The 21,584-nt window shown below is 66.8% G+C and carries 24 protein-coding genes; 11 read left to right on the forward strand and 13 right to left on the reverse strand.

The annotated features are described in order from the left end of the window. Window positions 1-24: 24 nt before the first annotated feature. Entirely contained in the window at window positions 25-711 is a 687-nt protein-coding gene (locus NA5_RS16050) for a response regulator transcription factor (RefSeq protein ID WP_062986518.1), read from the reverse strand. Window positions 712-1,069: 358 nt separating this feature from the next. On the opposite strand from NA5_RS16050, the gene NA5_RS16055 reads away from it, so the two are divergent. The 5 genes from NA5_RS16055 (at window position 1,070) to NA5_RS16075 (ending at window position 6,015) form a co-directional block, all read left to right on the forward strand. Further along, complete coding sequence (locus NA5_RS16055; protein ID WP_062986520.1) at window positions 1,070-3,754, forward strand: sensor histidine kinase; 2,685 nt, start codon at window positions 1,070-1,072, stop codon at window positions 3,752-3,754. Beyond that, entirely contained in the window at window positions 3,751-4,158 is a 408-nt protein-coding gene (locus NA5_RS16060; RefSeq protein WP_062986522.1) for a roadblock/LC7 domain-containing protein, read from the forward strand. The genes NA5_RS16055 and NA5_RS16060 overlap by 4 nt, the downstream gene beginning before the upstream one ends. Window positions 4,159-4,165: 7 nt before the next feature. Next, entirely contained in the window at window positions 4,166-4,540 is a 375-nt protein-coding gene (locus tag NA5_RS16065; protein ID WP_040695427.1) for a DUF742 domain-containing protein, read from the forward strand. 88 nt (window positions 4,541-4,628) lie between these two features. Beyond that, the gene (locus NA5_RS16070) at window positions 4,629-5,186 is read left to right on the forward strand and encodes a GTP-binding protein (RefSeq protein WP_062986652.1); all 558 of its coding nucleotides are present in this window, start codon (window positions 4,629-4,631) and stop codon (window positions 5,184-5,186) included. Then, a complete protein-coding gene (locus NA5_RS16075; protein ID WP_063813418.1) occupies window positions 5,179-6,015 on the forward strand; it encodes an MHYT domain-containing protein in 837 nt (278 codons plus the stop codon). Before NA5_RS16070 ends, NA5_RS16075 begins: the two co-directional genes overlap by 8 nt. Window positions 6,016-6,034: 19 nt before the next feature. On the opposite strand, the gene NA5_RS16080 is transcribed toward NA5_RS16075, so the two are convergent. Continuing rightward, the gene (locus NA5_RS16080) at window positions 6,035-6,847 is read right to left on the reverse strand and encodes a VOC family protein (protein WP_062986524.1); all 813 of its coding nucleotides are present in this window, start codon (window positions 6,845-6,847) and stop codon (window positions 6,035-6,037) included. Between the two features lie 125 nt (window positions 6,848-6,972). Between NA5_RS16080 and NA5_RS16085 the strand changes: the two genes are divergently transcribed. Beyond that, entirely contained in the window at window positions 6,973-7,977 is a 1,005-nt protein-coding gene (locus NA5_RS16085; RefSeq protein WP_062986526.1) for a glycoside hydrolase domain-containing protein, read from the forward strand. A 445-nt stretch (window positions 7,978-8,422) separates the two neighbouring features. Here NA5_RS16085 and rpmF read toward each other — a convergent pair whose 3' ends face one another. Genes rpmF through mrf form a run of 3 tightly spaced genes read right to left on the reverse strand, consistent with a single transcriptional unit; the run spans window position 8,423 to window position 10,198 of the window. Beyond that, the gene (rpmF, locus tag NA5_RS16090; RefSeq protein ID WP_040695431.1) at window positions 8,423-8,596 is read right to left on the reverse strand and encodes a 50S ribosomal protein L32; all 174 of its coding nucleotides are present in this window, start codon (window positions 8,594-8,596) and stop codon (window positions 8,423-8,425) included. A 1-nt stretch (window position 8,597) separates the two neighbouring features. Beyond that, window positions 8,598-8,873, reverse strand: coding sequence for a type B 50S ribosomal protein L31 (locus NA5_RS16095; RefSeq protein WP_062986528.1), 276 nt, complete (start codon window positions 8,871-8,873; stop codon window positions 8,598-8,600). Continuing rightward, window positions 8,870-10,198: a ribosome hibernation factor-recruiting GTPase MRF gene (gene mrf, locus NA5_RS16100; protein WP_062986531.1), complete on the reverse strand. Its 1,329-nt coding sequence runs from the start codon at window positions 10,196-10,198 to the stop codon at window positions 8,870-8,872. The genes NA5_RS16095 and mrf overlap by 4 nt, the downstream gene beginning before the upstream one ends. A 177-nt stretch (window positions 10,199-10,375) precedes the next feature. Between mrf and rpmB the strand changes: the two genes are divergently transcribed. From rpmB to rpsR, 4 genes are read left to right on the forward strand one after another with little or no spacing between them, the layout of a single operon-like run. Then, complete coding sequence (gene rpmB, locus NA5_RS16105; protein WP_062986533.1) at window positions 10,376-10,612, forward strand: 50S ribosomal protein L28; 237 nt, start codon at window positions 10,376-10,378, stop codon at window positions 10,610-10,612. Between the two features lie 10 nt (window positions 10,613-10,622). Beyond that, window positions 10,623-10,793, forward strand: coding sequence for a 50S ribosomal protein L33 (rpmG, locus tag NA5_RS16110; RefSeq protein ID WP_062986535.1), 171 nt, complete (start codon window positions 10,623-10,625; stop codon window positions 10,791-10,793). After that, window positions 10,793-11,098, forward strand: coding sequence for a 30S ribosomal protein S14 (rpsN, locus tag NA5_RS16115; protein WP_062986537.1), 306 nt, complete (start codon window positions 10,793-10,795; stop codon window positions 11,096-11,098). Before rpmG ends, rpsN begins: the two co-directional genes overlap by 1 nt. 31 nt (window positions 11,099-11,129) lie before the next feature. After that, window positions 11,130-11,384, forward strand: a complete 255-nt coding sequence (gene rpsR, locus NA5_RS16120) for a 30S ribosomal protein S18 (protein WP_040695439.1) — start codon at window positions 11,130-11,132, stop codon at window positions 11,382-11,384. Between the two features lie 72 nt (window positions 11,385-11,456). On the opposite strand, the gene NA5_RS16125 is transcribed toward rpsR, so the two are convergent. Beyond that, window positions 11,457-12,035, reverse strand: coding sequence for a LysM peptidoglycan-binding domain-containing protein (locus NA5_RS16125; protein WP_062986539.1), 579 nt, complete (start codon window positions 12,033-12,035; stop codon window positions 11,457-11,459). A gap of 246 nt (window positions 12,036-12,281) precedes the next feature. On the opposite strand from NA5_RS16125, the gene NA5_RS16130 reads away from it, so the two are divergent. Continuing rightward, window positions 12,282-12,734 (forward strand): hypothetical protein, encoded by a 453-nt coding sequence (locus tag NA5_RS16130; protein WP_307188884.1) that lies wholly within the window; start codon window positions 12,282-12,284, stop codon window positions 12,732-12,734. Here the strand turns inward: NA5_RS16130 and NA5_RS42855 are convergent. The 7 genes from NA5_RS42855 to NA5_RS16160 all read right to left on the reverse strand — a co-directional run bounded on the left by NA5_RS42855 (window position 12,721) and on the right by NA5_RS16160 (window position 21,553). Beyond that, window positions 12,721-12,843, reverse strand: coding sequence for a hypothetical protein (locus tag NA5_RS42855; RefSeq protein WP_281201717.1), 123 nt, complete (start codon window positions 12,841-12,843; stop codon window positions 12,721-12,723). The genes NA5_RS16130 and NA5_RS42855 overlap by 14 nt on opposite strands. A gap of 53 nt (window positions 12,844-12,896) precedes the next feature. Continuing rightward, the gene (gene purH, locus NA5_RS16135; RefSeq protein ID WP_062986542.1) at window positions 12,897-14,471 is read right to left on the reverse strand and encodes a bifunctional phosphoribosylaminoimidazolecarboxamide formyltransferase/IMP cyclohydrolase; all 1,575 of its coding nucleotides are present in this window, start codon (window positions 14,469-14,471) and stop codon (window positions 12,897-12,899) included. Next, a complete protein-coding gene (gene purN / locus NA5_RS16140) occupies window positions 14,468-15,100 on the reverse strand; it encodes a phosphoribosylglycinamide formyltransferase (RefSeq protein ID WP_062986544.1) in 633 nt (210 codons plus the stop codon). The genes purH and purN overlap by 4 nt, the downstream gene beginning before the upstream one ends. A gap of 83 nt (window positions 15,101-15,183) precedes the next feature. Then, complete coding sequence (locus NA5_RS40405) at window positions 15,184-16,770, reverse strand: cell division protein PerM (protein ID WP_062986546.1); 1,587 nt, start codon at window positions 16,768-16,770, stop codon at window positions 15,184-15,186. A gap of 83 nt (window positions 16,771-16,853) precedes the next feature. Next, window positions 16,854-17,945, reverse strand: a complete 1,092-nt coding sequence (locus NA5_RS16150; protein ID WP_062986548.1) for a DUF5336 domain-containing protein — start codon at window positions 17,943-17,945, stop codon at window positions 16,854-16,856. Window positions 17,946-18,195: 250 nt separating this feature from the next. After that, window positions 18,196-18,453: a hypothetical protein gene (locus tag NA5_RS16155; protein ID WP_062986550.1), complete on the reverse strand. Its 258-nt coding sequence runs from the start codon at window positions 18,451-18,453 to the stop codon at window positions 18,196-18,198. An 82-nt stretch (window positions 18,454-18,535) separates the two neighbouring features. Further along, window positions 18,536-21,553 carry an AfsR/SARP family transcriptional regulator gene (locus NA5_RS16160; protein ID WP_062986552.1) on the reverse strand — a complete coding sequence of 1,006 codons (3,018 nt, stop codon included), beginning with the start codon at window positions 21,551-21,553 and terminating at the stop codon, window positions 18,536-18,538. Window positions 21,554-21,584 lie beyond the last annotated feature (31 nt).

Genomic DNA, 21,584 nt, shown 5'->3' on the forward strand with positions numbered 1-21,584 from the left:
TCTGGCCATGGGGCGCCGACTCGCCTACGGGGGTGTTTCGCGCAGCACGTAGCCGACACCGCGCACGGTGTGGATGAGCCGAGCCTCGCCTTCGGCCTCGGTCTTGCGGCGCAGGTAGCCGATATAGACCTCGAGCGCATTGCCGGAGGTCGGGAAGTCGTAGCCCCAGACCTCCTCGAGGATGCGGCTGCGGGTCAGCACTCGGCGCGGATTCGCCATCAGCATTTCCAGCAGTGCGAACTCGGTGCGGGTGAGGCTGATCGATCGGTCGCCGCGGGTCACCTCACGGGTCACCGGATCCAGCGACAGATCGGCGAACGTCATGGCCTCGGAAACCTCGCCGGGATCGGCGGCCCGGCGGCGCAGCAACGCGCGCAATCGGGCCAGCAATTCCTCTAGCGCGAATGGTTTCGGTAAATAGTCATCGGCACCGGCATCGAGTCCGGCTACTCGTTCGGAAACCGAATCCCGCGCGGTCAATACCAGAATCGGCAGATCGTCTCCGGTGCTGCGCAAGCGTCGGCAAACTTCGAGCCCATCCATCCGGGGCATCATCACATCGAGTACGAGTGCATCCGGTCGCTGCCCGGTTGCTTTCTCCAGCGCGTCCACACCGTCGACGGCGAGGTCGACGGAGTAGCCGTTGAAGGTCAGTGACCGGCGCAGCGATTCCCGGACGGCACGATCGTCGTCGACTACCAGAATGCGCATGACCCCAGTTTGACCGCATCGACTGAGAGTCGACTGAGAGGGCGCGGCCCGACACGCCGCGCCAGCATCGATGCCGCCCACTAGGGGCTGGACGAGCGACCAGCACGTTTGTGATCACGTACAGATCTCGACGGAAACCGGCAAGCGTTTTGGGCGACGAAACCCGTTCTGAGTAGCCATATTCGAGTGAATTACAGAGTGACTGCCCCAGATTGCCGTTAGTCACTCTGCGCGGTATGTTCCCTGCGGTAAAAAGAAGACCTCTAGTTGGTTCTCAGCGGGTTGAATCAAAACCGAACAGCCACGCGCCATCCGGGGGCACACGTGCAAGCTCGTGAAGCGGAGGCAACGGAAGCGGATGGAAGCTGCACCGCGGTCCTGGCAATTCAGTCTGTCCAACTGGTCGGTCACTCGCAAGGTTGGCATCGTGCTTGTCCTGCCCGTGCTGCTGGCCACTGTCTTCGCCGTGCTCCGCATCAACAACGAACTGCGCACCATGTCCCAGTTGGATGCGGCGACCGAACAGGTCATCATCATTCGCCCGATCGTCAAGTTCGGAACGGCCACCGAACAACTCGCTGTCGCGGCAACCGCCTCCTGGGGTAACACCGCGGATCCGGCGACCGACGCGGCATTGACGAAATTCGATCAGGCACTCGCCGATCTCGAGGCCGGAATGCGCACGACCAAGGTGAGCACCCGGGTCACCTCCGAATTGGCCTCGGCCGTGGCCACCGGCACCACCATGCGCAATAGCCTGCGCAACGGATCACCGATGATGGTCGGTGAGCAGGCCGATGAGATCGCGGTTCGCATCGGCAACGCCTACGCCCTATCGCCTTCGGTCGAGGACCTCGTCATCCAGCGCTACTTCCTGCAGATCGGCGCGCTCCAGAACGCCCGACGCGTGCTCACCCAGCAGCGCATGATGATCGGCTCCCCCGATGCCGCCCGCAATCCGAGCGTGCGCGCGAAGGTGCTCACCTCCGCCGGTGCCGAGATGACCATGATCAATACCTACGGCATCATCCTGCCGGACAATGCGCCGAATATGCGGCCGCTGCTGGACGCGGTCGGCATCCGCCTCGGCGCATTCAGTCAGAACAGCGGAGATCCGACATCCAATCCGGCCGTATTGGATTCACTTCAGGTCAGCGCGGACACCTACGAGAAGACCACCAATTCCCTCGCCGACACCATCGATAAGGCACTGGCGCATCGGACCACCGAGGCGCAGACCGGCGCGCTGCGCGAGACCACGATCGTCATCGGCATGCTGCTGGCCGGTCTGGCGTTGGCCCTCGCCGTCGCGCGCACCCTGGTCGTCCCGGTGCGCAGGCTGCGTCGCGACGCACTCGAGGTAGCGCACGTCAAACTGCCCGACGAACTCGCGGTGGTGCGCAGCGGTGGTGCCACCCCGGAGATCACCCCGGTCGGCGTGCACACCACCGACGAGGTCGGCCAGCTGGCGCGCGCCGTCGACGAGATCCACGAGCAGGCACTCAATCTCGCCGCCGATCAGGCCCGACTGCGACTGCAGATCGGGAATATGTTCGAAACCCTTTCCCGCCGTAGCCAATCCCTCGTCGAACAGCAGCTGTCGCTGATCGAGGATCTGGAACACGACGAGGACAACGCCGAACGGCTACAAAGCCTGTTCCGCCTCGACCACCTCGCCACCCGCATGCGCCGCAACGGCGACAACCTGCTGGTGCTCGCCGGTACCGCGCTGCGCCGCGGTCAGCTACATCCGGTGCCGCTATCGGACATGCTCTGGAGCGCGGTCTCCCAGGTGGAGGACTACCAGCGGGTCGAAATCGGCGCGGTGCCCGACGGGATCGTCGCCGGTGAGCCCGCGGTCGATATCGAACATCTACTGGCCGAACTGATCGATAACGCGCTGCGCTACTCCCCGCCGACCACACCGGTCGCGGTGATGGTGGCGCGCGCGGTCGACGGCGGCTACCTGATCGAGATCACCGACCGCGGCCTCGGCATGTCGCTGGAGGATCTGCAGCTCACCAACGACCGGCTGGCCTCCGGTGGTGAGGTTACCGTCGAAACCGCCCGCCGCATGGGCCTTTTCGTCGTCGGCCGCCTCGCCAAGCGGCACACCATCACGGTGAGCCTGCGCCGCACCTCGACCATGGCACAGCAGCCCGGCATCACGGCGAGCGTGCACCTGCCCGGCGCACTGGTCGCGCCGCCGCTCGATGCGACCGATCCGAACCAGCGGGCCATTCTCGAGGCGCAGACCATGGCCGCACTGCCCGCTCCCTCGCAACAGCAGCCGCCGCGCACGCTGGTGCCGGTGCCGAGCCTGCCGCAGCGTGAGCCGTCCCGGTTCGCGGTCACCAGTTCCGGTCTGCCGCAACGTCGTCCGACCATGCGCGTCGCCGACGCGCCTGAGGTACCGATACCCGGCGACGATCACACCGAAACCTCGGTCGATGTATTCGCGGAGAATCCGAGCGGCCGCCGCGGCGAGGACGACCGGTCCCACATCGCCCCGTTCGGACCACCGACCCCGACGGATGAACCTGCCACCGGACCGAATTCGGTCGTCGAGCCGGAACCGCAGGCGCCACTGGGCGCGGTCACCGATCTGTGGGCCGAACAGTCCGACGAACCCGAGCCGACCTCGACGCGACTACAGCCGGTCTCGGCCGACGCCGCGACCAACACCTCGACCCGACTACAGCCCGTACAGGGCGAAACACCCACGCCGATCTATCAGCGGATGGTCTCGGAGTGGTTGGTCGAACCCGCGACGGCGCAATCCTCGCCGTCGGCATGGAGCTCCCCCGCCGATGCGGGCTGGACGGCCGCCGAACAGGCCAGCCATCCGACCGCCGAGGCCCGTACCGTCGGCGGACTGCCGATCCGCAGGCCCGGAGCGCAATTGGTGCCCGGCGGCCTCGCGCCGGTCGAGGAACCCGGCATACGCGATCCGGAGGAGATCCGGAACAACCTGACCAGGCATCTCAGTGGGGTCCGCAGCGGGCGGGCCGAAGCGCAGTACAACGACGGAGGGCTTGTATGACCAACCCGAACAGCACCACGGACGAGAACCTCAACTGGCTGGTTGCCCGCTTCACCAAGGATGTGCCCGGGGTGTCGCATGCGGTGCTGGTGACGGCGGACGGTCTGCTGCAGGCGACCAGTCCGAATCTACCCTCGGACCGCGCCGAACAACTCTCCGCGGTCACCGCGGGTCTGGCCAGCCTCGCCACCGGAGCGGCATCGCTGTTCGACGGCGGCAAGGTGATGCAGTCGATTGTGGAGATGCAGCGCGGCTACCTATTGGTGATGAGCGTCGGCAACGGGTCGCACCTGGCCGTGCTCGCCAACAAGTCGCACGATATCGGCCGGATCGGCTACGAGATGGCCCTGCTCGTGGACCGGGTGGGCACGGTGGTCACGGCCACCGCCCGGACAGCCGTCTGATCCAACGATGTCGAGTCCATTCGGCCACGGACCGAACCGGCCGACCACCCGCGTCAGACCGTACGCCCTGACCTCCGGGCGTACCGAACCCGCGGTCGACCTACCGCTCGAAGCGGTTATCGAAACCCTGTCGTACACTGCGCATCTCGATTGGCCGGCGGGCGATCTGCGCACCGAGATCCTGCGGCTGGGCACGCACCGGCTGTCGGTCGCCGAGATCGCCGCCCACCTGGATCGACCGCTCGGCATGGTCCGGGTCATGGTCGGTGACCTCGTCGTCGACGGCGCGCTGCGCGTGCATTCGACACTGACCGACGAGGCGAGCTTCGACGAGCGCCGTTCCCTTATGGAGAGGACTTTGCGTGGACTCCGTGCCCTATAGGCAAGGCGGAAATTACGGGCAGCCCGGCAACTCCGGATCCGGCAACACCGGACCCGCCGAGGCCGACACTCGCGTCGCCTCGACCAAGATCGTGGTCGCGGGCGGCTTCGGCGCGGGTAAGACAACCTTCGTCGGCGCGGTATCGGAGATCGTCCCACTACGCACCGAAGCCATGGTGACCCACTTCTCCGACGGTATCGACGATCTGGCCGATACCCCGGACAAGGAAACCACCACGGTCGCCATGGATTTCGGCCGCATCATCCTGCCGGGCAACCTGGTGCTATACCTGTTCGGCACGCCCGGCCAGCGCCGCTTCTGGTTCATGTGGGACGACCTGATCCGCGGCGCCATCGGCGCGGTGGTGCTCATCGACACCCGACGACTCGAGGACAGCTTCGCCGCGGTCGATTTCTTCGAGGCGCGCAAGCTGCCGTTCCTGATCGCAGTCAACCGGTTCCCGGACGCGCCGCGCTTCCCGATCGCCGAACTGCGCGAGGCGCTTTCGGTGCGCGAGGGGGTGCCCATCGTGGATATCGACGCGCGCAATGCCATGGAGGTCCGCCAGGCGCTGGCGGCCGTCACCGAATACGCGATCGCCCAATTGAAGGCGCTCGAATTGGAAGGAACCGCCCGACATGCATGACGTCCGGTTGTTCGCCGCGGCGAACGACGGCGCTGCGGTGGATCAGTTCTCGATGGGGTACTGGGTCGCCGGACTCTCCTTCGGTGTTTCGGTGGTCGGCGCCGTGGTCGGGCTGGCCTGCGTGCTGCACGCGGCGCGCTCGTCTCGGTTCCGGTTGGTGTGGGTGACCTCGGCCGCGGTGGCGCTCGGCGGGGTCGGGGCCTGGCTTTCGACCTCGGTCGCGCTGCTCGGCCTCGATATTTCGGGTACCGCGGCGCGTTTCGACGGCGGCAAGATGGTCGCGGCCATGGTGACCTCGTTCGTCGCGGTATTCGTCGCGCTGATCGTCATCGGCCGTCGGCTGCACCTGGCCCGGCTCATCCCGGGCGGTCTGGTCATGGGTTTCGGGATCGGTCTCACCCTGTATCTGGGGCTCGGGTCCATCCGCATCCAGGGTTCGGTCGATATCTCCCCGTGGCTCGCGGGGGTCGCAATGGTGATCGCGCTGATCACCGGTGTCGGCACGCTGTGGTCGTTCCAGGCGCTGCACGGGCTGCTCGCGCGGGCGGTGACGGTGCTGCTGTTCGCCGTCGGTGTGGCTGGCATGTACTACGCCGGGGTCGCGGCCATCGATCCGAATATCGACACCATGGCGAAGGCGCCGGAGGGGCTCACACTGTTCGAGTTCGTCTTCCCGATGTTCGTCATCGGCTCGCTGGCGCTGACGATCCCGATCAGCGCGGTGCTCATCGCACCCGACCGGCGCGAGACCGCCGCGGCGGTCGAGGCCAAGCGCCGGTCCGAGCTGCGGTCGGACCGGCTCCGGTCCGAGCTCCAGTCGGTCCGCTGAGCCGACTGGAGCTCGCTGGTCAGGCCTTCGGTGCGGGCATCTCACCGACGGTCTTACTCGGATCGATGATGCCGATCGCCTCGCCCTGCGGACCGGCGATGACGGCCGAGCGTCCGGCGGGTGAATCCGCGATCGCCTGCAGTACCCGCCCGCCTAATTCCGTGGTCTTGGCGACACCGGCGTCCACATCGTCGTGCTGGAACCACACCAGCCAATACGAGGGCATGCCGTCGGCGGGCTTACCGGATTCGTCGGCGATGCCACCGACGCCCTCGGTTCTGGTCGGCGGGGTGAACACCACGTACTCGGCGTCGCCGAAGTCGAATTCGGTGTAGCTGAAGCCGAATACGTCGCGGTAGAACTTCTTGGCCGCCTCGATATCGCGGGTGTGCAGTTCATTCCAGCCGTAGGCGCCGTGCTCGTTGTAGACGGCCGCGCCGTTGTGTCCGGTCGCCTGCCATACCGCGAAGACCGCGCCGACCGGATCGGTCGCGACGAACATCCGGCCGAACTCCATGACATCGAAGGTCGGCGCGATCAGTTCACCACCCGCCTGCTGCACCTTCGCCGCGGTGGCATCGGCGTCGTCGACCGCGAAGTAGGTGGTCCAAGCCGATGGCATGCTCGGCATCGACCCCGGTTTCGGACCGATTCCGGCCACCGGCGCACCGGCCTTCAATGCCATCAGATAGCCGCCCGAATCCGGGCCGCCGTCCTGGATCTCCCAGCCGAACAGACCCTCGTAGAACTGTGCGGCCTTACCCGGATCGTCGACCTGACAGTCGATCCAGGCCGGGGTTCCCTCGGGCCATGCCTCATTGCGTATGGGCATCGGTCATCTCCGTTTCTAGTGAATAGGCACCTCCACGAACCCAGTCAACCACCGGCCATCGACAGTTTTGGCGGGTTCGGCAATGCCGCCGATTTCGGCCGCCGACACCCCCTACAGTGAGAGATATGCGTTTGGGGCTGGACTACGCAGCAGGCCGTCCCGGCGGCGCGGCCATCCGAGCGGCCGGTTTCGATTTCGTCGTGCGCTACCTGTCCGAGGGCGGTGCGACCCTGCCCGGCAAGCAGTTGACCCGGGCCGAGGCCGATGACCTGCGGGCCAACGGCATCTCCATCGTGTCGAACTGGGAGACGACCGCGGCCAGGATGCTGGACGGTTACGGCGCCGGAATCGTCGATGCCCGTGCGGGTTTGGCGCAGGTGCTGCGCTGTGGCGGACGGTCGGATCGGCCGATCTATTTTTCCGCGGATTTCGATTCGACGCCACAGGACCAGGTGGCGATCAATGCCTATCTCGAAGGTGCGGCCACCGTGCTCGGCGCCGCGAATGTGGGCATTTACGGTGGGTTCTGGTCGATCAGCCGAGCGCTGGACGCGGGCGTGGCGGCCTGGTCGTGGCAGACCGATGCCTGGTCGGGCAGCAATGTGGAGGGCAGACGCAATATCCGTCAGACGTTGCGGCAGGTGGTTGTCGGCGGCGTGCTCTGCGATGTAAACGAAGCCGAGACAATCGATTTCGGTCAGTGGGACTTCGTACAGGAGGAACCGGACGTGACGCCGGAACAAGAGGCAGTGCTGCGCGATATCCAGATCCAGCTGCGCGGTCCGGAGTTGTCCGGTTGGCCGCAACTCGGCATCGAGGCGGAGGGCCGCTATCGCACGCTGGTGGACGGTGTGGCGGCGGCGCTGCAGCGGATCAAGGAGCTGGAGGACGAATCCGCCGGTCTGCGTATGCAAATCGGCGAATTGCGCACGGAGATCAGCGAACTCGAAGCCACCACCGCGGAGCTGGTCGAGGAGGTCAAGCGGTTGGACGGACCGCATTGGCCGTGGCCGCTCTCACTGATCGAGGGTCCGGCCGACTTCGTGGGTGAGCAACTGGCCCGACTGGAGTCGCTATTGCCGGACTTGCCAGGTCGGCCGGGTAACCGGGAAGTGGGGAAATCGGCGTAGCGGCCGGAAGTTTGGCGATGAGCGGGTTCTCGGAGATCCGGCGAACCGGGGTTCCGAGAACCCGCCCTCCCGGATGAGGGTACCGGCGAAAGAGCACGAAATCATCACTGCGCCAGGACTTTTACGGACACGAAAAACCAACTCTCAGTACGTAATTGACCGGCGAGCTACCGCATCGCAATCGCGGGACCTGGAAAATTGCCATGTGACATGAGCCACATGGGTAGCTATGAGATTGCCCCATCCTCGAGCAATTCCGATCCGTGAACGCCATCGAACCATTCCATCAACCCACCCCATTCGGCCCCATGCCAGCAGCGCTCGAGTTACCGCCGGTTCGCACATACCGGTTCGTACAACGGAGTTCGCACAGCCGCAACTGAGGTGCTCGACTTACGGCGGCCCGACAGAACTTCCACCGGACCGCCGTTCGTTCGAGGGCCTATCAGATCCGTTCCGGATCGATGAGCCCGCGCCGCACCGCCCGCACCAGACGGCGCGGCACCTTGTGTACGACACCACCGACACTGACCGGCACCAGGTCCGGCGGGGTCGCCTTCCACTGCGAGCGGCGGCTGCGGGTATTCGACCGCGACATCCTGCGCTTGGGCACCGCCATATCAGCCTTCCCCTCGTGAAGGCCGGGACGGGGCCCGCTTGCCGTATTTGCGCTCGAACTTCTCCACCCGGCCCTGGGTATCCAGCACGCGGTGCGCGCCGGTCCAGAATGGGTGCGAATCGGAGGTGACGTCCACGACCAGCAGCGGGTAGGTATTGCCGTCTTCCCACTCGACGGTGCGTGCGCTGGTGGCGGTGGATCGGGTCAGGAACCGCTTTCCGGTGCTCGAATCCTCGAACACCACCGGATGGTAATCCGGATGTATGCCAGTTTTCATTTCGCCTCTCCTCTAGGGCTTTTCGCCTGGCCGTCGATCGGCAGGCCGGTGGGTTCGCCGGATTCGCAGGGGTCGGCATGCCATTCGCCGAAGGGGTCCTCCCACTGCGCGACCCGCTCGGGTGCGCGTTCCACCAGGCGCAGTTCGTCGTCCTCGACCAGCGCCCAGTGCAGTGCCTGCCGGATCTCGGCCGGGTCCGCGTCATGGGCCAGGATGACCAGCGAAGTATCGCGGTCGCCGAACTGCTCGTCCCAGCGCAGCGCGGCCATAGCCCGGCGCGTGGGATCGGCCTGTTCCAACTCGCTCGGGCTCATCGCGGCCAGCCACGGTCCGGCCCCGCCGACACGCAATCCGCCGCCCGCCGATTCCAACCACACCACCTCGTTCGGCTGGGTGGCCAGCCACATCCGGCCGCGCGCGGTCACGACGCCGTCGAAGAGCACATCGAGCGCCTCGTGCAGGCGGGCCGGATGGAACGGGCGGCTCGCGGCGAATTCGACCAGGGCGACACCGTATTCGGCACCGAGCGGTGGCTCGCCACGCAGCAGTGGCGCATGGGCATCGAAGACGCGTCCGCGCCGCGAATGGGCCGGGATGCGCGCGAGCAAGGCCTCGACATCGGCCGAATCGAACAGCTCGATATCGTCGATCCAGGCCACCGGCGCCTCGGGGACCAGCCGGGAAAGCACCGCGCCGAGTCGCGCCTGATCGATGGGATCGTCGATATCACCGTGTGCCACAACGGCATCCGCGAAGTCGACCTGCCCGACCGCCACCTGTGCCACGGTCCGGTCGTCATCAGCGCTCGCCAGTCCGCGCTCGGCGAGGGTATCCTCGCCGGTGGCATCGGCCAACCAGGTTCGCGCGTCCACACAGGTGAGCACCGCCTCCACCCGCACGTCGCGACCGGCCGGACGGTCGACGCGACCGACCACACCGGTGACGGCGATATTCTGGATCGCCTGGCATACCGCTTCCGCCTCGAAGGCCGGATCCAGTTCCAGCACAATGCGATCCACCGAATCGCGGGCCGCGAGCACACACAGCAGCGGCAGCAGATCGATGCGCAGGGTGCAGGAGACGCAGCCGTGCGCCAATTCGAGCACGGTCGCGGTCTCCTGCTCACCGATGCGCACCGTGCGATGCACGATGCCCTCGCCGAGTCCGCTCAGGTCGTGGCGGATGGTGACGGTGCCAGGCTTCTCGCGCAGCACGGCGGCCAGTCGCGCCACACCCGCCGCGGCCGCTCCGGAGCATCCGGCGAGCACCACGACGGGCGTTCTCCGGTCGGACTGCCTCCCCGGTGGGAGTAGGGCGGGTTCCACGCAGCACCCCTTTCGGTATCCAATTCGGCATGAGCGGAGGCCCGCGTGGTTACGCAGGCCGCCTCCTCCGGGCCTGAGCCGCTCATACCGGAAACGATTTTCATTTACTGTCCGGCAACGGTACATTGTCCAACAGCCGTTGTCGAAAATGATTGTCAATTACTGGAAGGAGTCCGCATGTCGGCCCACTGCCAGGTCACCGGACGCAAGCCGGGATTCGGCAAGTCCGTATCGCACTCGCACAAGCGGACAAGCCGACGCTGGAATCCCAATATCCAGCGCAAGACCTATTACCTGCCCAGCGAGGACCGGCGCATCACGCTGAACGTCTCCGCCAAGGGCATCAAAACCATCGACCGGGACGGGATCGAGGCCGTGGTTGCCCGCATCCGCGCCCGCGGCGACAAGATCTGACAGGAGCGCCATGGCCTCGAAATCGACCGAGATCCGGCCGATCACCAAGCTGAAATCCACTGCCGGAACGGGATATACGTACGTCACGCGGAAGAACCGGCGCAACGATCCGGACCGCATGGTGTTGCGCAAATACGATCCGGTGGTGCGCAGGCACGTCGAGTTCCGCGAGGAGCGCTGATGGCCAAGAAGTCGAAGATCGCCCGCAATGAGCAGCGCAAGGAGATCGTCGCCCGTCATGCGGCGCGGCGCGCGGAGCTCAAGGAGTTGATCCGCAAACCGACCACCTCCGAGGAAGTCCGCGCGGCGGCACAGTCAGCGCTACAGCGGCTGCCCCGCGATGCCAGTCCGGTACGATTGCGCAATCGGGACGCCGCGGACGGACGACCGCGCGGTCATCTCCGGAAGTTCGGACTCTCCCGCGTACGTGTACGCGAGATGGCCCATCGGGGTGAGCTCCCCGGTGTGCACAAATCGAGCTGGTAGACAACCACTGATCTCGAGAAGGAACCGTCATATGGCAGTCAAGCGAGCACCCTCGAAGAAGGTTCGCGCCGAGCAGGCCCGTCGCCCGAAGAAGAACCCGCTGATCGCGGCGGGCGTCGAGACGGTCGACTACAAGGACGTCAACCTGCTGCGCACCTTCATCTCCGATCGCGGCAAGATCCGCAGCCGCCGGGTCACCGGGCTCACCCCGCAGCAGCAGCGCCAGGTCGCCGTCGCGGTGAAGAACGCCCGCGAGATGGCACTTTTGCCGTTCACCAGCCGGTAGGCACCAACGCGGAAGGGCCCCGAAGCTGAATCAGCCTCGGGGCCCTTCGTCGTCAGAACGTCACGGTGCTTGTCACGGGATGGTCAGTACCTGGCCGGGGTTGATGGCATCCGGGTTGTCGACGCCGCTGGCGTTCGCGATCTCCTGATAGCGGTTGCCGTCGCCGTAGAAGCGCTCGGCGATCGCCCACAGGGTGTCGCCCGGCTCGACCGTGTAGGTCTGGGCGGGCGGTGGCGGGGGCGGAACCTCTTCGGCGGCCGGTGCGGCGGCCTGCTCGACGACCAGCTCGGGCTCCGGTTCCGGGGCGGGCAGCGGGTTGTCGGTCTGGGTGTCCGACGCCCACAGCGCGCTGCCGTCCTTGCCGTACAGCACCACATTGCGGTCGGCCTGCACGGTCAGCCGGTCCGCTTCCCGGCCATTGGTTTCGGTGGCCCAGGCGGCGCCCTCACCCTTGTAGAGCACGAAGTTGCCGTCCTCCTGCAGGACGGCCCGCTCGACGCCCTGATCGTGAGTCAGGGTGGACCACACGACATTTCCGTCCGGTTCCGACAGCACCAGATTGCCATCGGGCTGCAGGGTCAGGGTGTACGCACCGCCGACCAGAGTCTGGCCGAGCCCGAGTTCTTCACCAACGCGCAGCGTGTCGCCCACGTTCTTCCTTTCAAAGGTTTTACTGTGCCGAGCATTCCCACTCGATGCGCGCAGCTCGGCGCGCATCGGCCCCCGAATCTACTGGGCGGGTGGGCGGTGCGGAGGCATTACGCGCAGGCTTAGCCGAATGTTCACTGTATGGGCTGTATGGCTCTATCATCTTGTCGCACAAACCGACCGACAATTCTCCTGGTTTGCTGGGGCGACCCATCTCGAAGCGGCGGCGCGTCGTTTAGAGTGGTCGGTATGTATCGGATGTCGCGAGTTCGGCCCGCCGCAGTCGCCGTCGCATTGTTCGTCGGCCTCGCCGTCACCGCCTGCGGTGGCTCCGATAACGATGGGACACAACAGAAGACGACCACCAGCGCGAAGAGTACGCCGACCGAGGGTACACCCGCCGACGCGGGCCGGATGTTCGTCGCCGATCCGACAATCGTTGGCGCGCATCCTATTCCGTTCACATCGTGGTCGCGGGTTGCCGATGATCGGATCGCCGTCAACTTCGAGACCGGGTCCCCGGAGTGCTACGGCGTGGACGCCGGCGTGACCGAGACCGACTCGACGGTCACCGTGGAACTCCGATCGGGCACGCGCGCCGACGCGGTCGGCCGAATGTGCACCATGATCGCGGTTTTCGGGACTCTCGAGGTGCCGCTGAAGGCACCCGTCGGCAGCCGACAGGTCCTCAGCGCCGTCTAGGGGGTTCGGCGATCGCCTCCGAGATCTCGACCTGATAGCCCACCGCGTACTCGATCAGATCGCGGATGTCCTGCTTCGAATAGTGTTCCGGCGCAGTGTTTGTTGGCATATGACACACGAAGACGGCGGGAACCGTTGGCTCCCGCCGTCTTCCGAGGTAACTCAGTGCGCGAAGTGGCGGGAACCCGTCAGGTAGAGGGTGACGCCAGCTTCGCGGGCCAGGTCGATGGTGTCTTGGTCGCGGACCGAGCCGCCGGGCTGCACGATGGCCCGGATACCGGCCTGGATGAGGTGCTGCGGACCGTCGGAGAACGGGAAGAACGCATCCGATGCGGCGACCGAACCCTTGGCGCGGTCACCGGCGCGCTGCACCGCGAGACCGACCGCATCGACCCGGTTGACCTGGCCCATGCCGACGCCGACCGAGGCGCCGTCGTGGGCGAGCAGGATGGCATTGGACTTCACGGCACGGCAGGCGCGCCACGCGAATTCGAGGTCGGCGAGGGTTTCCGCATCGGCCGCCTCACCCGCCACCAGGGTCCAGTTCTCCGGGTTGTCGCCAGGGGCGTCGAGGATATCGCGGCTCTGCAGCAGGGCACCGCCGCTGATCGGACGCAACTCCGCACCGGCGCGCCGCGGCGGCTCGGCGACCAGGATGCGCACATTCTTCTTTCGCTGCAACACCTCGACCGCGCCGTCGGCATAGGACGGTGCGACGATCACCTCGGTGAAAATCTCGGCGACCTGTTCGGCCATCTCCACGGTGATCTCGCCATTGGCCGCGATCACGCCGCCGTAGGCGCTCACCGGATCGCATGCGTGCGCCTTACGGTGCGCCTCGGCGAGATCCGCGCCGATCGCGATGCCACAGGGGTTGGCGTGCTTGATGATCGCGACCGCGGGCGCGGCATGGTCATAGGCGGCGCGCCAGGCGGCATCGGCATCGGTGTAGTTGTTGTACGACATTTCCTTGCCGTGCAACTGCTTTGCCTGCGCCAGGCCCCGGCTGCCGTCGTTCTGGGTGTACAGCGCGGCGGACTGATGCGGGTTCTCGCCGTAGCGCAGCACCGAGGCGCGGTCCCAGGAGCCGCCGATCCAGTTCGGAAATTGCTGCGCGGCAGCCTCATTCGACTCGGATGCCGGAGCGAGCACGCTGGTCATCCAGCTCGCGACCGCGACGTCATAGCTCGCGGTGTGCTGGAAAGCCTTGGCCGCCAACGCGGTCCGCTGGGCCAGGGTGAAACCGCCCGCCCGCACCGCGGCGAGTACATCGTCGTAGTCGCCGCTGTCGACGACCACCGCGACCGACGGATGGTTCTTGGCGGCCGCGCGCACCATGGACGGGCCGCCGATATCGATCTGCTCGACGCATTCGTCATTGCTCGCACCGCTGGCCACGGTCTGGGTGAACGGGTACAGATTCACCACCACGAGTTGAAATGCCTCGACACCGAGTTCGACCAGCTGGTCGACGTGTTCGGCCTTGCGGGTATCGGCGAGGATGCCCGCGTGCACCCGCGGGTGCAGGGTCTTGACCCGACCGTCCAGGGTCTCCGGGAATCCGGTCAGATCCTCGACCTTGGTCACCGGAATGCCCGCTTCGGCGATCTTGCCCGCGGTCGAACCGGTCGAGACCAACTCGACACCGGCGGCGTGCAACCCGCTGGCCAGCTCGATGAGCCCCGACTTGTCGTAGACGCTTACCAGCGCCCTGCGAATCCCCTTACGCTCACTCACCGAAGTACCCGCTCATCTGGAATTACTGCCTTTCGTCCGTCGGAGACAATGCCTCTGGTGGCGACGGCGGCGACAACCTCCGCCAGCAACCGTCGCTCGACAACCTTGATGCGCTCGTGCAGCGTGGCCTCGTCGTCATCGTCGAGTACCGGTACCGCCTCCTGCGCCAGGATCGGTCCGGTATCGATGCCGGAATCGACCAGGTGCACGGTCGAACCGGTGACCTTCACCCCGTAGGCGAGTGCGTCGCGGACCCCGTGCGCGCCCGGGAATGCGGGCAGCAGCGCGGGGTGGGTATTGATGATCCGACCGCCGTAGCGGGCCAGGAAGACCGGGCCGAGGATCTTCATGAATCCGGCCGAGACCACCAGATCGGGTTCGTAGGCGGCGACCGCATCGGTCAGCGCGACATCCCAGGCGGCGCGGTCGGGAAAGTCCTGCACTGCCATCCGGAAAGCCGGAATCCCCGCGGCGGCCGCATGCTCGGTGGCCTGGCAGACGCGGTCGACGCCGACGGCGACGACGGTCGCCGGATATTCCGCAGCGGCGGCGGCCTCGATGAGGGCGCGCAGCAGAGAACCGGTGCCAGAGGCCAGCACGACGACGGTTGCCGGGGTCGCGGATGGCACCCACGGGGCATTCGATGACGTCAGCGGTCCACTCCTGCGGTTCGGTCGAATGACGAAGGCGGTGCTGCACCGCCAGGTAGAGCCTAACGACCGTCCACCCGGTCACTTTCCGGCAGGTCCGCCTCGACCACTTCGGCATCGACGATGTCGGGCACGGTGTTGCCGGCCGCGGCGCCCGAGGTGGCGATGGCGGTCTGCTCCTCGACCAGTTCACCGTCGAGTTCCACCTCGAAGTCGGGACCGACGTAGTCCTCGTATTTTTCGTCGTAGTCGTCGTATTCGTCGTAGTGATCGTCCTCGTAATGATCGTCGTAGTGATCACTGTGGTCGTCGTAGTGATCACTGTGGTCGTCGTAGTAGTCGTCTTCGTAGTAGTCGTCGTCATACTCGGCGTACTCGTCGTCGTACCCTGTCACGGGTGCGCTGATTGGAACGACGATCCAGCGTGCGAACACCAGACCGACATAGCCGGATACGGCCAACCAGCCGAAGGTCACGACCGCGAAGATCGGCAGGTCGAGCCCGAACTGCCTGAACGTCCCGAGGTCACCGCCCGCCACCGCGCCGAGCAGCACCAACATCACGGTCGCCACACCGGCCGAGGTCAGAGTGGCCCACGGCGCGGTCGCGCGGTCGTGCGAAGTCCGTCCGATATCGAGCCCGCCGAGCACACCCACCGCGGCCGGAATCAACAGCAGCACCGGCCACCAGCCTTCGGCTGGTCCGGTCGGCACCGCCGCCATCAGCGGAACGGCCGGAATCGGGCCGCCGACAACGGAAAACACGCTGATCGACGCGTCCCCGAACTGCGCGCTCGAGCCGACGAGCACACCGACCGTCGCGACCACCACATTCGGCAGATAGGCCAGCGAGAGCAGGATCAGCCCGAGCACACCCGCCGCATTGCCCGCGGCGTGAAAGGTGTCACCGATGCGCGACCAGTGCGCGAAGAAGGACACGATGACGACGGCGGCGGCGCAGGCCAGCAGGCGCAGCACCGTTCGTCCGGCGCCGAAGGTTCCCGCGACCGCCCAGTCCGGCAGCCGGAGCAGGCCGAACAGTCGACGTCGGTTGCGGCTCGCGATGCCACCGGCCGCGCCGACCAGATGTACGCTGCCGACCCACCCGAAGGCGGCGAGCGTATTCGGCGGCTGCAATGCGACGACACCGGAGGCGTCCTCGGCGACCGCCAGACAGACGGCCGTGACCAGCAGCGGTCCGGCCAGCGCCGCGCCGACGAGCCAGCCGAGATCCGCGCGCGAACTGTCCGGTTCGACCGCGCGGGCACAATCGCGACCGGTCAGCCAGACCAACAGTCCGGTGGGCAGCAGCGGTAGGAGTTCGAGTGAGGTTTTGCCGATCACCAGCGGAACCTGGTGTGCCGCAAGCCAACCCGCGGCGATCGCACCCGAGGTACCGGCCAGGTTGCTACCGGAGGACAGCAGGGCGGCCAGCATGAGGACAACGACCGCGACGAGCGCGTAGGTCGTCGGCCGGGCCGCGACCAAGAGCAGCACGCGGGCGCGCTCGGGGGTCAGCGATAGAAATCCGGCCTCGTCGAAAACATCCGCGGATGTGCGCGGCGTCGATCGGTCGCTCCGCGCCGAATGTTCCGGCGCGCCGCGGGACTCGGCGGTCCGGCGAACCAGAGAAGATCTCGAGGAGCTCATGGAAATTCAGCGTGGCAGCTCCCCCGGCGCGAGCGGGTCAGGCGCGCCGACCCGGTCTGCGGCGCGCCGGGAGAGCCGACGAATTACTTGTTCTCGTCCGGGCGGAATGCGTGGGTGGCGTCCGAGGACGGGTCCGAACCGGTTTCACCGCCGAACGGCTGGTTCTGCTGGCCTTGTTGCCCCTGCTGGCCTTGTTGGCCCTGCTGGCCTTGTTGGCCCTGCTGGCCTTGTTGGCCCTGGCCGAAACCCGGTGTGCCGTACTGCTGTCCGGACTGCGGAGTCCCGAAGTGCTGGGTGGCGCTCTCATCCGGGCGCGGCTGCGCGGTAGGCGAGGAACCGTAGGGCGAACCCTGCTGTGCGGCACCGTATCCGGGCTGCTGACCATAGGCGGGCGGCTGCTGACCATACGGCTGCTGCTGGCCCTGACCGTAGGTCGGCTGGCTCGGCTGGCTCTGTCCGTAGGGCTGCTGCGACTGGTACTGCGGGCCGCCCTGGCCGAACTGGCCCTGGCCGAACTGACCCGGCTGGCCCTGACCGTACTGGCTCGGCTGCCCCTGACCGAAAGCCGAAGGCTGGCCTTGTCCGAACGCACCCTGCTGTCCGTAAGCGCCGGAGCCGAAACCGCTCGGCGGGCCCTGCGGGGTGGCGGGCTTCGGCGCGGGCGGGGTCAGGATGCCGGTTTCGAACAGCACCGCGACGACCGCGACGGCCGTCTGCACGAGAGCCAGGAATAGCAATACGTACGCGCCCCACTTCAGCTCGACGGTGTCGGGCGCGGTGAAGGACAGGAACAACGTGCCGAGGAAACCGGCGGCCGATGCCGCGGCCGCGGCGCCGGTCCAATTCTGCTTGGGCAGCAGCGAAAGTCCGGCGAGCAGACCGCCGAGCAGCAGCAGCGCGAGCAGGGCCGCCGAACCGAAATACTGGAAGAGGCTGAGCGTGTCGTTACCTTCGACCGTGACACCTCTGCCCAGATCCCGCGGCTTCTCACCGAAGAACGGGAGGAAGCCGAGCAGAAAGTTGATCACACCGAGCGCGGCGACGCCGACCACCAGGAAGTACGGCAGGCCCTTTGCGGTGGACTCGGCGCCGGAACCAGCCGATTGGCCGGAGCTGGAAGGTGCGGGTGGCGTCGCGGGTGCGTTGTACCCGGAGCCCCCGGTCGGGTATGACATGGTTGTCGTCTCCTAGGTCGAGTCGTACGTAGTCTGAACGGCTGGATCTGTCTCTGACGCTACTGCACTCGCTGGCCCAGGTCACCCTCGAACCAACTGGCCGGGCGACCGAAAACTCGCGTCTACGCTGGTCTTGTGTGAATCTGCGCCGACCGATAACAATTCGGCGCTACCACCTCTAATGGGAACGCACTTCGGCCCGAAGCGGGCTGCTCAGGGCCGAATCCACTCCTGTGCGCGCCTCGAGCGACTAGCGCGGCACGACGTACCAAGCGCCGTAGCTGCCGACGCAGTCGAAGTCCTGCCATTCGCCGGTCCGGATGCCCTCGTTGCCGCGCGCCAGGCATTGGTGTTCGTATTCGAATGGGCCGAGATCACCCGGCTGGGCCTGGGCCGATCCGGTGCCGAACGGGCCGGCGACAGCGGGCGCGATGCCGCCGATGAATCCGGCGACGGTGAGCACGGCGATGGCCGCGATGCGGGCGGGGCGGATGCGGGTGATGGTCATTGTCTGCGCCTTTTCTCGGGTGGGTTCCTTTGGCGATGACCAGCGTCCAGTGCGGCCGTCTCAGCCCGATTTCATTCACATTTCACGAGGTAGTGCCCGATTCTTCGAGTCTGTTGAGATAGCGCTGCCAGCCGAAGCCACTGGTCCGGTAGGCGGAACGGGTGCGCTCGACCAACTCCTCGTCCGAGTCGCCTCTGGCCTGGCGCAGCGCGATCTCGATCGCCCGAGCCGCCAGTGCGGGGACACCGCCGGGAGCCGCCGCGTCGTGGTCCGCGAGCAGTGCCGCGGCCTCGTCGAGCTCACCCTTGGCGATGAGGACGTCGGCGAGTTCGAGCCGGGCCAGACCGGCCTCCTCCTCGTGTGCGAGGGCGGAGCGGCAATAGGATTCGGCGGCGTCGAATTGTCCGGCGGCCAATGCGACCGCGGCGCGGGTGAGGTCGTTGAGCGGCAGGATCTGGCGATCGTCGAGGCGGCGGGCGTAGCGGTCGGATTCTTCGACCATTGCCAGTGCCTCCTCGACGCGGCCCAGATCGAGCAGCGCCTTGGCCTGATTGCTCAGGCCGCGGGACAGGCTGTGCTCATCGTCATTGGCGCGATCCACCTCGGTGGAACGCTGATATGCGGCGAGAGCGCCCGCCGCGTCGCCCGAATACAGCAGTGCGGTGCCGAGTGCGTCCGCGAAGGACGAGGCCTGCGTGACGCGCACCGCCAGCCGCTCTCCCTCGCACAGCCGCTCGACCGCCGCCGGGAGCCTGGCCCGTTCGATATCGACGATGCCCTGGTAGTAGCGCACCGTCTGGGCGAGTTCGATATCGTCCAGCGGTGCGGCGAGTTCACTGGCCCTGGCCAATTGTGCTGCAGCGGAATCGAATTCGCCGGTCATGAGGGTATGGAAGCCGTGATGACTCAGCGCCTGCGCCAATTCGGCGGGCGATACCGCATGGTCGGCGGACAGCGACTCGATCAGTGCGCCGTAGTGGCGGCGCGCCTCGCGGAACCAGGCCCTGGCCAGCCAGGGGACGTGCATTGCGGTGGCGAGGCGTAAACCGGCCGCGGCTCGCGGTGTTCCCGGGGCGTGTTCGAGTGCGGCGAGGATATTCGGCCATTCGGTGAAGACGGCCGCCACGGCTTCGGCCGTCGCGAAATCGTCGGGCTCGCCGATGCTTCGCACCAGATCCAGACACCAGTCCACGTGCCGGGCACGCAGGGAATCGGTTTCGTGGGTGTGCGTCAGCTGTGCGAGTGCGTAGTCCCGCACTGTCTCCAAGAGTACGAATCGCCTTGTCGCACCGTAGTTCTGGACGGTTACCAGGCTTCGGTTCACCAGGTCCGCGAGTGCGGGGGCGATCTCGCCTCTTGCGAGATCCGCGCCCGGCGTGACAGCTTCGGCCGCTTCCAGTGTGCAGCCGCCCGCGAATACCGCGAGCCTGCGCAGGACCGCCCGCTCCCGCTCGGCCAACAGTTCGTAACTCCAGTCCAGGGCCACTCGCAGGCTCGTATGCCGCCCACCGCCCGCATCCCGCGCACCGCCGACCAACAGCCGCACCCGATCGTCGATGCGCTGCGCGAGTTGGGAAATCGTCAGCGTGCGAGTGAGACCGGCGGCCAACTCGATACCCAATGGCAGCCAATCCACTGCCGCGCAGATCCGGACCAGTTCCTCCCGTTCACCGACGGTGACAAGTCCGCGCAATCCGGCACGCTCGGTGAACAGCGCGACGCCATTGCCACGTTCCAGCGGGCCCAGCGGATAGACGGACTCGCCCGCCACTCCCAACGCTCGCTGCGAAGTGACCAGAAGACTGGAACCGGCTGCCGCAGTAGCTAGTTCGACAACCGGCTCGATCAGATGCTCGGCGTTGTCGAGGACCAGCAAGACCGAGTTCCGCGGGCGGTCGTCGCCCGAACCAGCCACGGCTGCCGGATCACCTGGCGCGCCGGAGGCCGCGCGCGCACGGGAATCATCTGGTACTACCGAAGCACCCAGCGCCGCAGCGATTCCCGGCAATAGGTCATCGGGCTCGATCGGGATGTCTTCCGTCAGGCCATTCGTCTCTAGTACCGCGAGCACTGCGGGTAGTACATCCTCGGCTCGGCCCAGGGGTGCCAGTTCGACGAAGGCGACCCGACGGCCCGAGTTGGCGGCAGCGCGGGCGAGTTCGGCTGCGAGGCGCGACTTTCCGCTGCCCGCGACGCCGACCACGGTGACCAGGCCAGATTTCGCGAGCCGAGCGCCGAGGGTGTCGAATTCGCGGCCGCGACCGATGAAGCTGGTGGCCGGGGCCGAGACGACCGGGTCGGGGTGGGGTGCGGCGGCTGGTTCGGTATCAATGGCGATTGCGGCGTTCGGCGTGGGGTTCGCGGGACGCAGGGTCGGATCGTGGTCGAGAATGCGCAGTTCCAGCGCGGCCGTCTCCGGTGCCGGGTCGACACCGAGTTCCTCGGCGAGATTGCGGCGCAGGCGGGCGAGCCGGTCGAGTGCATCCGCTTGTCGCCCAGTGCGATACAGCGCCAAGGCCAGCAGACCCGCGAGCGGTTCGTGCAGTGGATACCGCGCAACCAGGCCGGTCAATTCGGTGAGGACCTCCCCAGCCGCTCCCAATTCCAGATTGGCCTCCAGCCCCGCCACGGTCAACGAAAGCCGCCAATCGTCGAGCCGGTCCCCCTCGGCCGCCGCATACGGAAGACTGCGCAGATCGGCCAGCGCGGCCCCGCGCCACAACGCCAGTGCCTCCCTAGCGGCCGCCGCGGCCATGGCGTGGTCACCAGCCCGACGCGCCGCATACAGCCGCTGCGCCGCCGCCTCCGCCGTCGACAAATCCGCTGCCGTCACACTCGCGTGATATCCGGCGGGTGTGCGCCCGATGACCGCCGCATGCGCTCCGAGCGCCGCCCGCAACCGCGAAACCACCACCCGCAACCGCTGCACCGGCCGCTCGACATCGGCTCCCCACAGATCCTCGGCCAGCCGCCCATCCGGAACAGGCACCCCGCCCGCCAACGCCAACCGCACCAGCACGGCCCGCTCCAACGGCCGATCGATGCCGACACTCTTCTCGCCCGCCCACAACTGCACTGGGCCCAGCACCAGCACGTCCACGCCTCACAGCATGGCACCGCACGGTGGTCGA

It is taken from the genome of Nocardia anaemiae NBRC 100462 (genome assembly GCF_001612725.1).
GTDB lineage: Bacteria > Actinomycetota > Actinomycetes > Mycobacteriales > Mycobacteriaceae > Nocardia > Nocardia anaemiae.